This is a genomic window from Pedobacter jaeyakensis (assembly GCF_054461315.1).
In genome coordinates, this window is sequence record NZ_CM136921.1 from 3,372,942 (window position 1) to 3,385,616 (window position 12,675).

The 12,675-nt window shown below is 41.2% G+C and carries 9 protein-coding genes; 7 read left to right on the forward strand and 2 right to left on the reverse strand.

Translation table 11 applies throughout. The annotated features are described in order from the left end of the window. The first annotated feature begins 12 nt into the window (after nucleotides 1-12). The 7 genes from ACXZ1K_RS15065 (at nucleotide 13) to ACXZ1K_RS15095 (ending at nucleotide 9,407) form a co-directional block, all read left to right on the forward strand. Nucleotides 13-774, forward strand: coding sequence for a DUF1223 domain-containing protein (locus ACXZ1K_RS15065; RefSeq protein WP_458970499.1), 762 nt, complete (start codon nucleotides 13-15; stop codon nucleotides 772-774). Beyond that, the gene (locus tag ACXZ1K_RS15070; protein WP_458970500.1) at nucleotides 771-1,472 is read left to right on the forward strand and encodes a cytochrome b/b6 domain-containing protein; all 702 of its coding nucleotides are present in this window, start codon (nucleotides 771-773) and stop codon (nucleotides 1,470-1,472) included. The genes ACXZ1K_RS15065 and ACXZ1K_RS15070 overlap by 4 nt, the downstream gene beginning before the upstream one ends. Further along, nucleotides 1,453-2,241 carry a molybdopterin-dependent oxidoreductase gene (locus ACXZ1K_RS15075; protein ID WP_458970501.1) on the forward strand — a complete coding sequence of 263 codons (789 nt, stop codon included), beginning with the start codon at nucleotides 1,453-1,455 and terminating at the stop codon, nucleotides 2,239-2,241. The genes ACXZ1K_RS15070 and ACXZ1K_RS15075 overlap by 20 nt, the downstream gene beginning before the upstream one ends. Before the next feature lie 118 nt (nucleotides 2,242-2,359). Next, on the forward strand, nucleotides 2,360-3,397 hold the full coding sequence (locus ACXZ1K_RS15080; RefSeq protein WP_458970502.1) for an aldo/keto reductase: 1,038 nt from the start codon (nucleotides 2,360-2,362) through the stop codon (nucleotides 3,395-3,397). A 90-nt stretch (nucleotides 3,398-3,487) separates the two neighbouring features. Then, nucleotides 3,488-3,766, forward strand: a complete 279-nt coding sequence (locus ACXZ1K_RS15085) for a DUF6660 family protein (RefSeq protein ID WP_458973258.1) — start codon at nucleotides 3,488-3,490, stop codon at nucleotides 3,764-3,766. A 71-nt stretch (nucleotides 3,767-3,837) separates the two neighbouring features. After that, nucleotides 3,838-8,211 carry a CusA/CzcA family heavy metal efflux RND transporter gene (locus ACXZ1K_RS15090; RefSeq protein WP_458970503.1) on the forward strand — a complete coding sequence of 1,458 codons (4,374 nt, stop codon included), beginning with the start codon at nucleotides 3,838-3,840 and terminating at the stop codon, nucleotides 8,209-8,211. A gap of 56 nt (nucleotides 8,212-8,267) precedes the next feature. After that, nucleotides 8,268-9,407: an efflux RND transporter periplasmic adaptor subunit gene (locus tag ACXZ1K_RS15095; RefSeq protein ID WP_458970504.1), complete on the forward strand. Its 1,140-nt coding sequence runs from the start codon at nucleotides 8,268-8,270 to the stop codon at nucleotides 9,405-9,407. Between the two features lie 63 nt (nucleotides 9,408-9,470). Here the strand turns inward: ACXZ1K_RS15095 and ACXZ1K_RS15100 are convergent, their stop codons facing one another. Next, nucleotides 9,471-11,156: a sodium/sugar symporter gene (locus ACXZ1K_RS15100; protein ID WP_458970505.1), complete on the reverse strand. Its 1,686-nt coding sequence runs from the start codon at nucleotides 11,154-11,156 to the stop codon at nucleotides 9,471-9,473. A gap of 23 nt (nucleotides 11,157-11,179) precedes the next feature. Next, on the reverse strand, nucleotides 11,180-12,670 hold the full coding sequence (araA, locus tag ACXZ1K_RS15105; protein ID WP_458970506.1) for an L-arabinose isomerase: 1,491 nt from the start codon (nucleotides 12,668-12,670) through the stop codon (nucleotides 11,180-11,182). Between the last annotated feature and the right edge of the window lie 5 nt (nucleotides 12,671-12,675).

A 12,675-nucleotide genomic window follows, 5' to 3' on the forward strand; every position in this document is an offset into this window, starting at 1 on the left:
TAAATATTTCTCATGATTAAGAAAACCTCGTTAACTATACTAGCTGCCTGGATCATACTAGTAGCTTTCACATTAGAGGAAAAGTCGCCTTCTATGAAATCTGCTATTGAAAATGGTTTCGCCGTAGTCGAGCTATTCACTTCGGAGGGTTGTTCCAGTTGCCCTCCTGCCGACGCGCTTATTGCAAAAGTTGGCCAAGAAATGAAAGGCCAACAAGTTTATATACTCGCCTACCATGTTGATTATTGGAACAGGCTAGGTTGGAAAGACCAGTTCAGTAGTCCGGAAAATTCAAAAAGACAAAATCATTATGCAGATTGGTTGAATCTAAAAACAATATACACGCCCCAAATTGTAGTTAATGGGACTACAGAATTTGTAGGATCAAGTGAGCGCGAGTTACGCAGTGCGATTAACCTTGGTCTTCATCAGGATGTTATTAATACCATTACATTAGGAAATCCAAAATTAGCAAACAGTAAGGTTGCCGTAGCATATCAAATAACCGGTGATACAAAAGGTCTGGAATTGGTCCTGGCGAACATTCAGCCGAAGGCGTCAAGCGAGGTTTCCAGAGGCGAGAATGCAGGGCATACCCTAACACATGTCCAAATTGTAAATATCTTCCAGTTATTTCCTTTAAATGGAAAAACTACAGGAACGGCAGAGACGAATATGGCCAACAACAAAACAAACCCGGGAGAACTTATTGCCTTTTTACAGGAGACGAAAACCGGCAAAATAAGGGCCGCATCAAGAACATCAATTTTATGAAGGCAATCAAAGAAAAACATTCTTTAGCAATGCGATGGACACACTGGGTAAACTTCCCGGTATTGGCTATAATGATATGGAGCGGTTTATTCATTTATTGGGCAAACGATGCCTACGGAATAACAATTTTCGGAAAAACAATCTTCCAGTTTTTCCCAGAATGGTTTTACAACTATTTTCATCTTAAGAAGCGCCTGGCAGAGGGTATGGCTTTCCATTTCTTCTTTATGTGGTTCTTTTTCATTAACGGATTCCTCTATGTAGCCTATACTATGTTTTCAGGGGCATGGAAAGAATTGCTGCCCAAAACAAACTCCTTTAAAGAAGCCTGGCAGGTACTCCTACACGATCTTCACATTCGAAAAACAATCCCACCTCAAAAAAAATACAATGCCGCACAGCGAATTGCCTATACTGCCATAATCATAATGGGCTTCGGCTCAGTACTTACCGGTCTGGCAATATATAAACCCGTCCAGTTTTACTGGATTTGCTGGCTTTCTGGTGGATACCATGTAGCACGCATCATCCATTTTGCCTTAACAATCGGCTATGTGTTATTTTTTATGATCCATGTGGTACAGGTAATCCTTGCAGGATGGAATAATTTCAGGTCTGTGGTTTCAGGATTTGAGGTTACAAATGATGAAGCCTCATTTGTAAATAAAACAAAGCAAGATGAAGAATCCCATTCTTAAAAAGGTTAGAAAACCCCTAACTGTTGATCAGCAAATAAAAAGGAGGACATTTATCTCCTTCGGCGCATTTTTCGCCTTGGGGACAGGTGCGTTTGTTGGTTGGAAATGGTTGTACAATTCGCCAGAAGAAATTGCTGACATTACTGGAGGCACACGGGGCCCTCTTAGAAGAGCACTCAATAAAAGCGAGTTGTTTTTCAGGAATTTTTTCAGCAACAAGCACTTAGTCAAGACCTATCCAATATCCGAAGCAGCAACCGATGTTCGCGTAAACAGCACCATTGGAATCGACGACGACGGTTTCAACCCAGATAAATGGCAACTGAAAGTTAAAAACGCTGATGGAAGCACATTAAAGATTAGCATCGACGAAATCAAGTCCATGCCCAAAACAGAACTGGTGTTTGATTTTAAATGCGTTGAGGGTTGGGATCAAATTCAGCACTGGGCAGGCGTAAAACTGATTGACTTTCTAGACCATTACCATATGGAAGAGAACGTCAAAAAGAAATATATGGGTTTAGAAACCCCAAATGGCGAGTATTATGTAGGCCTGGAAATGGAAAGCGCTGTCCACCCCCAAACCATATTAGCCTATGAAATGAATGGCAAACCTTTGTTGCTAGAACATGGCGCCCCTTTAAGGCTCATTATCCCGGTAAAATATGGCATCAAAAATTTAAAAAGAATTGGAACCATATCTTTCAGCAACACCAGACCAAAAGACTATTGGGCAGAGCAAGGTTATGATTACTATTCCGGCTTGTAAGAATCAATTTGCTTGCTTATTTCTACAGTTAAGATAGCTTACAACGATGTTAAATAATTGTCTACTGATATTCAAAATCTCCATTTCTTTACAAAGCTAATTATAAACTTGATTTTGAATGTTGGAAGAAAATAATAACGTAATGACAGGTGTAGAAATTCCTTCCGTAATCTTCGGCACGAGCAGTCTCGGAAACCTATATAAAGACACTGGAATAGAGAATAAGAAAGAGATTATCCGTGAATGTATTCTCAATACTTCGGGAAAAGCCGTATTTGATACTGCAGGAAAATACGGTGCTGGCTTAGCAATGGAAACACTTGGTTATTGCCTTGAGGCCTTGAACATAGATCCAGATCAAGTTATTATTTGTAATAAACTTGGCTGGTTCCAAACTGAGCTGCTTACAGAGCAACCAACATTTGAGCCAGGCGTATGGGTAAACCTAAAAAATGATGCCGTACAAAAAATAAGCTATGAAGGGATTTTAGCCTGCTTTGAGCAGGGAAATCAGCTCTTAGGTAAATATCATGCACAGATGGTTTCCGTACACGATCCTGATGAGTACCTTCTGGCTGCGGAAGATCCTGCAGAAAGAGAAAAGCGATACAATGACATCCTAGATGCGTACAAAGCTTTACTCGAACTAAAAGATCAAGGAAAAGTAAAATCAGTAGGAATTGGCTCAAAAGACTGGAAAGTAATTCAAAGGATTTGTTCTGACGTAAAGCTGGATTGGGTCATGATTGCCAATTGCCTAACCGTTCATGATCATCCTCAGAATTTGATCGACTTTATTGGCGAATTGCACAATAAGGGTATATTAGTAATCAATTCAGCAGTTTTTAACGGCGGATTTCTGATAGGCAGTGATCATTATAACTATAAGAAGGTAAATAAGAACAGTACTTGGGGAAGCAATCTTTATATTTGGCGTTACCGTTTTTATGCCATCTGCAAAAAGTTTAATATTGACCCTGCTCAGGCATGTTTTGACTTTGGATTTAACATACCAGGGGTAGCCGCAGTGGCTTTAAATACGACAAGACCTGAAAAAGTAAAAACTAACATCAACATGGTTAATCAATCTGTGCCTCACAAATTCTGGGAAGCAATGTACGATGCTAAACTGATCCATTTACCGATCAGCTTTTGATCTCCTGATTATTATCATAGATAAACCAAATTTGCTTACATTTGGCTTGGAATGAAGTATCTGATCCTCATATTTAGCGTTTATCTTGCCATGCTCACTGTATTGCCATGTCAGGATGAGTTGTATATTTCGAGAAAATCAGCACAAATCTCTTCTATCACCAAGCCTTTGAAAGGTAATCAGCAACATGGCCAGGAACTGTGTCCTCCATTTTGTAGTTGTGCATGTTGTTCTGTCTCTAGAGATTTTATTGCTCATGCTGAACAATGCATCGTGATCAGCTATATGGAAAGCACTTTCTCTAAATACAGAGTCCCAGCCATTTCTGATACGTTCATGGAGATCTATCAACCCCCTCGGCTAGTTTAATACGTAACCCTATTCAAATTTTACCGGCAATTTTTCAGTCGGCAATCTTGTACGTATTAATTCTATAATCAATGTTTGATAAAATCATATCGTTCTCCATTAAGAACAAAATCACTATTGGACTGGCAACTTTAGCGCTGGTTCTGGTCGGAATCTATTCTGCTTACCATTTGCCCATTGATGCGCAGCCAGACATCACCAATAACCAGGTTCAAATTATTACACAGGCGCCTAGCCTGGGTGCACAGGAGATTGAACAGTTCATAACCGCACCGATAGAACTTGCCATGGCCAATATCTCAGGAATTACAGAGAAAAGATCCATTTCCAGATCGGGCATCTCTGTAATTACTATCGTGTTCCATGACAATGTCGATATTTATTGGGCCCGTACGCAGGTAAATGCGCAATTAAAAGAAGCTGAAAACTCAATTCCTAAAGATTTGGGCGAGCCGATGCTGGCTCCAATTACAACCGGACTTGGCGAAATCTATCAATACGTTCTCCACGCCAAAAAGGGCTATGAAAACAAATATACAGCAACCGACTTACGAACTTTACAAGACTGGCTGGTAAGAACGCAACTTGCCGGCACTATCGGTGTAGCAGAAGTAAGTGGCTGGGGTGGCTTTGTCAAACAATACGAAATTGCGCTTGACAACGACAAGCTAAATTCTTTGGGACTTACCATCCCTGAAATTTTCCAGGCACTGGAAAAGAACAATGAAAATACCGGGGGATCCTATATTGAGCAGCAACAAAATGCCTACTTCATTAGGGGTTTAGGCCAGGTCCGGAATTTGGAAGACATTAGGAAAATTGTGGTTAAAAATTACAATGGCTCTCCTATCCTAATTCGCGATGTAGCCACTGTTCAGTACGGCAGTGCCACAAGATATGGCGCAGTAACCCGTAATGGCGAAGGTGAAGTCGTAGCCGGAGTAACACTGATGCTAAAGGGTGAAAACTTTAGTGAAGTGATCAAAAATGTTAAAGCACGAATGGTGCAGATTCAAAAGTCCTTGCCCGAAGGAGTGGTCATAGAACCCTTCATAGATCGAACAGAATTGGTCGGCAGGGCAATCGGTACCGTCCGGAAAAACCTGATGGAAGGTGCACTCATTGTAGTACTGGTATTGGTGCTGTTGCTTGGAAACTGGCGTGCCGGGCTGGTTGTAGCTTCTGTTATACCGCTTTCCATGCTTTTCGCATTCTCCATGATGAAACTGTTCGATGTTTCCGGCAACCTGATGAGTCTCGGCGCAATTGATTTCGGACTTATTGTAGACGGTGCAGTAATTATAGTTGAAGCCATCATTTTTAGGCTTACAGAAAATAATCTCTTCCCAGGTGTCAAACAATTAAGTAAACAACAGATGGACGATGCGGTATATGAAGCATCTTCAAAAATCAGGAGTAGTGCTGCTTTTGGAGAAATCATCATATTAATTGTATACCTCCCACTCTTGGCGCTTGTAGGGATTGAAGGAAAAATGTTCAAACCTATGGCCCAAACCGTAGTATTTGCTATCATCGGTGCTTTCATCCTTTCATTAACCTACGTTCCAATGGCTAGTGCATTATTCCTTTCAAAAAGCACGCTTCACAAAAGGACGGTATCAGACAGTATAATTGGGTTTTGCCAAAAAATTTATCACCGTGCATTAGTTGCGGTACTCAAGGTAAAGAAACTCGTTGTACTCATCGTTGTAGCAATGTTTGCACTCTCCATTTGGGTCGCAACAAATTTGGGTGGGGAATTTATTCCAACACTGGAAGAGGGCGACCTTACTGTCGAAATATCAATGATGCAGGGTACCTCGCTAACAGAAGTTGTTAAAATATTCGGCAAAGCCGAAAAGCTGCTTAAAGATAAATTTCCCGAAATAAAACAAGCGGTAACGCGTATCGGAAGTTCTGAAATCCCAACTGACCCCATGCCGATGGAAAAAGGCGACATGATGCTCTCTATGAAACCCAAGTCTGAGTGGACTTCAGCAAAAACGAGAGAAGAACTGATGGAAATGATGGAGGAAGAACTGGCAATTATCCCTGGAATCAGTGTGGAATTATCTCAACCCATGCAAATGCGCTTTAATGAACTCATGACTGGAATCAGACAGGATGTTGCCATCAAAATATATGGAAGTGATCTTGATATACTGGCAGTACAGGCTAAAAAAGTAGCGAAACTCATTGCTCCTATTGAAGGCGTCAATGAACCATACATTGAAAAAGTAAACGGACTGTCTCAAATACAGGTAGCTTACAATAGGGATAGAATGGCGCAATATGGCTTAAATATTCAGGATGCAAACCTGATTCTAAAAACTGCGTTCGCTGGTCAGGTAGCAGGGGTCGTTTTCGAGGGAGAAAAACGGTTTGATATGGTGGTAAGGTTAAACAGAGATTTGAGAGAAAACATTTCCGGTGTGGAAAACTTGCTGTTGCCGCTTTCCTCTGGCAATAAAGTACCGCTCAATCAAGTAGCAACCGTCGAGTTTAAAGACGCTCCGGCGCAGATCTCCAGAGAGGACGGCAACAGGAGGATCTACGTGGGTTTTAACGTTCGGGGAAGGGATGTAGAAAGGACTGTAAAAGAAATTCAGGCAAAACTAGATAAAGAATTTAAACTACCAAGTGGTTACTATATGACTTATGGGGGTCAGTTTCAAAACCTGCAAGCTGCAAAAGAACGTCTATCTGTAGCCGTTCCGGCTGCACTTATTTTAATCCTGATATTACTTTATGTCACCTTTAGATCAGTAAAGGATAGCCTGTTGATTTTTACTGCTGTTCCCCTGGCATCGATAGGTGGGATTGCCGCACTAGTCCTAAGAGGAATGCCATTTAGTATCTCTGCCGGGGTTGGCTTTATTGCACTGTTTGGTGTTGCTGTCCTTAATGGAATTGTACTAATTGGATATTTTAACCAGCTTAGAGAGGAAGGATTGGACGATATATATGAGCGTGTCATCAAAGGCACAAAAAATAGATTAAGGCCAGTATTGATGACGGCAGCTGTGGCCTCGCTTGGCTTTTTGCCAATGGCTTTGTCAGCCAGCGCCGGTGCTGAAGTACAAAGGCCGCTTGCCACGGTTGTAATTGGAGGTTTGTTGAGTGCAACCCTACTTACTCTATTCGTGCTTCCTTGTCTGTATCTATTGTTTAATGCAAAAGAAAAAGTTAAAATAATCTCCTCAAAATCAGCAATCACAATTCTGGTTCTGGGATTTTTGTGCTTTGCCAATTCCGGAAGCGTTCATGCACAGGAGCAAACGCCAATTACTTTAGCTACTGCAGTAGATATGGCCTTGAAAAACAACCTTCAGATTCGATCTTCAAAGTTGGCTATTGAACAAGCCAGAGTCCTTCAAAAATCTGGAACAGCAATTCCAAAGACCGAACTTTTACTTACACAAGATCCAACAAGTGGTGGTAATATGGACAACTCTCTTGGAATTACACAAAATATCGCTTGGCCAGGCCTGTACAAAAACAATAATAAATTGTTAGTTCAGCAAACAGTTCTGGCAGAAAAAACAAATTTATCAACGCAGGCAGATGTAATTCGAAATGTCAGAAATGCGTGGTTTATTTATCTTCTCAATAGGGAAACCATGAGGGTTCTTCGTAATCAGGATAGTATTTACGGCACTTTCTTAAAGAAAGCTGAGCTGCGCTTTAAGACAGGAGAAACCTCGAAGTTGGAGGTGATTAGTGCTTCGGCAAAATTCCAGGAAGTTCAGGCATTAAAAATCAAAGCACTGGCTGAACTTAACAATAGTGAGGCTGCTTTAAAACAATTGTTAAATTTTAAAGGCCCGCTAGTTGTTGGAGAAAGCAGTCTTTCCTTGAATTTAGATGTCCAAAATGACAACAACAACCTATCTGGCAATACACAGGCTATTATCGAACTACAGAATGTAAAAGTTGCAGGTGCAAGAGTCTCCGTCGAAAAATCCAAATCACTACCCGAATTTTCTCTGGGCTATAGTCAGCAATTGCTCATTTCAGGATTTAACCCAGCAAATATCTCCCGGACTTACGCTCCCGGAACCCGCGTTGCAGGTTTCCAATTGGGCATTGCTTTTCCGTTATTTAATGGAGCAGGCAGGGCAAGAATAAAGGCAGAAGAGCTATCGGTGGCCATTGCAAAATCGAACCTGGAAAGTGTACAATCTCAAATTGAACTTGCTTATCAACAAGAGCTGCAACATTATTCCACATATAAAACACTGGCCGACTATTATCTAAATTCCGGACTTAAGCTTGCCGAGGAGCAATCCAGGATTGCGCAAGTTTCTTTCAATCTCGGTGAAATAGGATACATCGAATATATCCAGCATATTTCAGGAGCGGTTGAGACTAAACTGGCTTATCTTGAAACCCTGAGTCAACTCAATCAATCGGCTATTCAATTACAATACCTCAAAGGAAATTAATCATGAACACATTTAATATAAAATCTTTAACATTATTATTTCTTATCCCACTGAGTATGCTAACATCATGTTCAGACGATAAGCCTACTAAAGCAAAAACCGACGAAGCTAAGGAATCAGAAATTGAGGGCAGCATCAAATTAACGTCCGCACAAATGAATACCGTCGGCATAGAAATCGGTAGTATAGAAAGCCGCAACCTGGATGAAGTTGTCAAAGCAAATGGCCAGTTGGAGGTACCCCCTCAAAACAAAGCTGATGTAAGTATTTTATCCGGGGGTATCATCACGCAGATTGACGTACTGGAAGGACAACAGGTTAGAAAGGGGCAAATTTTGGCAATTATCAATAATCAGGACCTGATCAAAATACAGCAGGAATACTTATCGGCCAAAAATGCATTTACCTACGTACAAGCCGAATACGAGCGACAAAAACAGTTGCAAGAGGCAGGCGCAGGAACGGGAAAATTCTTTCAATCTGCCCAGGCTACCTATTACTCAGACCAATCTAAATTAGTTGCATATGAAAGTCAACTTAAGCAGCTGGGCGTTTCGCCAGGTAGTATTGCAAAAGGAAAAATCATTTCAAAATTTCCTGTCATTTCCCCTATTAACGGTACGGTGGGGCAGATCAGCGCCAATCTAGGTGCATTTGTCCAGCCTGGAACATCTATTATGGAAGTGGTAGACAATTCTAAAATTCATTGTGACCTTACTGTTTTTGAAAAAGACCTAATGGCTGTAAAAATTGGGCAGAAGGTAAGTTTTCAATTAACTAATCAAGGAAACCAAGTGATTAGTGGACGAATAAATGGCATCAATAAGTCTTTTCAAAATGAAACAAAAGGCGTCATTGTACACGCTGTAATTGATAACGCAGCGAGTAAAAACTTGATACCAGGAATGTACGTAACGGCATTAATCAGTACCGGAAGCAAGATGATGCCTTCTCTGCCAGTTGAGGCTATTGTAAGTGCTGAGGGCAAACAGTATATTTTTGCTGTGTCAGGAGAAAACAAAAATGGAGCTGATAACGAATTCCATTTTACAAAAGTAGAAGTAAGAACCGGAATTTCTGAACAAGGTTTTATACAGGTAACTCCTTTAAACGAGCTGGCTAAAACCACAAAGGTGGTTACTAAAGGTGCATTTTACCTGCAATCAAAAAGCACTGGCGGTGAGGAGGAAGAATAACGCTTTAAGAGAAATAGCAGTCGCCGGCCTAATTTATTAGGACCGGCGACTGCTGTATTTTTTTTACCAGAACTTCACGTATAGCGCAGCAATGATCAATAGGGTAACTACAATCAAAACCAATGTAGAGTTACTCACCTTAAACATTCCCTTATCCAGCTCGAATGCTTTAGGATTAATTTTAGGACCAGCTAAACTCATCAAAATCATGATGATCATCGTGAATCCGAACGACAAGCCCATACAGATGTGAAAAGGAATTTCAAATCCACCAGCTCCATTTGGATATGCTGTATAAAGGAAAGTATCATTACCCAGAATGCCCGGTGCAAGCTCATTGAAAAACACTGAAAATAGGAAACCAGCTAGCACACCCGCAATAGCAGCGCTTCCTGTAGTCCTTTTCCAGAACATACCTAGTATAAACATGGCAAACACACCCGGACTGATAAACCCGGTATATTTTTGGATAAACGTGAATCCACCAGCCCCACCTATTCCAAGCAAGTCATTCCATGTAAAGAGGACCGCTAAGATCATCCCTACAAATACAGTGGCCCTTCCTACAAAAACCAGGTCTTTTTGATCTGTGCCCTTCTTAAAGTACTTAGAATATACATCAAGTGTAAAAATCGTTGAGATACTGTTTACTTTACCAGCAAGCGAAGCAACAATTGCTGCCGTTAGCGCTGCAACAGAGAGTCCCTTTAATCCAACTGGCAAAAAGGTCAACACCGCAGAATACGCACCGTCTTTTCCTCCTATCAATTGAGGCAAATGTCCGCTTTTGTACAATACAAATGCGGCAATACCCGGAAGCATGACAATTAATGGCATCAGCAGCTTTAGGAAACCGGCGAACAAAATACCTGTTCTCGCAGTTTGCAAATCCGCTCCCAAAGCACGCTGGGTAATGTATTGGTTACAGCCCCAGTAGTTTAGATTGATGATCCAGATACCGGCAACATAGGATGCCAATCCGGGAAAGGTAAGATACTTACTGATTTCGTTCTGTGTAGAATTCGCCGTCGGTTTTGGAATGATCATTTTAAAATGTTCCGGAGCCTGCTCCATCAACACGTTAAAACCGGCAATCGCATTGCTGCCTACTCCAAATTTCTGACCCACCACCGTTAGTGCAATGTAGGTGGTAACCAATCCTCCGAATATCAACACCGCAACCTGGATTACATCCGTATAAGCCACAACTTTCATTCCACCCAATGAGATGAAAAGTGCAAAAACTGCCAATCCAATCATGATTATGTGTAAGTAACCGCCACCTGTTAACCCGTTAATGGCAACTGCACCCAGGTATAATATGGAAGTTAGGTTGACGAACACATATAAAAACAGCCAGAATATCGCCATAATTAGCGCTACGGATTCATTATACCTGGTTTTTAAAAACTGGGGCATGGTATAAATCTTATTCTTAAGGTAAACCGGTATAAACCATACTGCTACGATGATCAGCGCAATTGCGGCAATCCATTCATATGCGGCAACCGCTATTCCCAAAAAGAAACCTTCACCACTCATTCCAATAAACTGCTCTGCAGAAATATTAGAAGCAATAAGTGATGCTCCAATTGCCCACCAGGTCAATGTTCCTTCGGCAAGGAAAAAAGCCTTGGCATCGTGCTCGCCCTTTTCCCTTTTTCGGTAGACATAATATCCGTACCCGGAAACGACTAAAAAATAGATAATAAAAACTACGTAATCCGTAGTAACTAAGCTGTTGTTCATACTGCGTTTATATATTTGGTTAGCTATTTATAGAACACCTCATTCCAGTGAAGTTCATTCCTAAATTGGTTCAAATTTGTTTCTGGTCCAATGTTTACATATTCTAATCCCGCAATATTTGCGAAATCGAGAAGATGGGCAGTCGTCAAATTCTGACTGTAAGCCGTATGGTGAGCTCCACCTGCATAAATCCATGCTGCACATGCTGTTTTCATATCAGGGAGGGTTTTCCATAAAACTCTGGCAACTGGCAAGTTAGGCAATTCCTCTTGAACTTCCACAGCTTCTACTTCATTTACCAATAAACGGAACCTATTTCCCATATCTATCAATGAAGCATTTAGAGCGGCCCCACCAGCTACATTGAATACCAGCCTGGCAGGATCTGATTTACCGCCAATACCCAAAGGATGAACCTCTAAACTTGGTTTGCCTTTTGCTAACGATGAATCTACTTCCAGCATATGCGATCCTAATACCATAGGGTTTTCCGGATTGAAGTGATAAGTATAATCTTCCATGAACGCATTTCCACCAGCCAATCCCGCTCCCATCACTTTACATGCCCTAACTAGCGCGGTGGTTTTCCAGTCACCCTCTCCGGCAAATCCATAACCCGACTCCATTAATCGCTGAGCAGCAATGCCCGGAAGTTGAATCATGCCATGTAAGTCTTCAAAAGTGTCCGTAAATCCTTTAAAATTTCCGTCCTCTAAAAACTTCCTCAAACCCAATTCAATCTTGGCCGCTTCATAAACTGAGGAACGCTTTGAACCACCTTCCAATAAATCTGCAGACATGGTGTAGCACTCTTCATATTCCTTAAGCAAGTCGTTAATAGCTTCTTCTGAAATGCCATCAATAACTTTAACTAAATCTCCTATACCATAGGTGTTTACAGAGAACCCAAACTTAAGTTCTGCTTCTACTTTATCACCCTCAGTTACGGCAACATAGCGCATGTTATCACCAAATCTGGCAAATTTAGCACCTTGCCAGTCGTACCATCCGGCCGCGGCTCTTGTCCAGGTATCGATTTGCTCAAGAACTTCTTCATCCTGCCAGTGTCCAACTACAACTTTACGGTCTTTTCTCATTCGCGACACCATAAAACCGAATTCACGGTCGCCATGTGCACTTTGGTTCAAATTCATAAAGTCCATGTCAATCGTGTTCCACGGAATATCCCTGTTAAATTGGGTATGCAAGTGCAGTAATGGCTTTTGTAAAATATTTAAGCCCCTGATCCACATTTTTGCAGGCGAGAAAGTATGCATCCAGGTAATTATACCGATACATTTAGCAGCCACGTTTGAAGCCTGTAAAGTTTCAAATATCTCTTCTGAGCTTTTAACAATCGGCTTGTAAATAACCTTTACCGGTATTTGCCTTGCCTCACTTAACGATTGTGCGACCTCTTGTGCATGTTCTGCAACTTTCTTCAACGTTTCTTCACCATACAGATCCTGACTACCTGTAATGAACCAAACTTCTAATTCTTTTAAATCTATCATGTTAT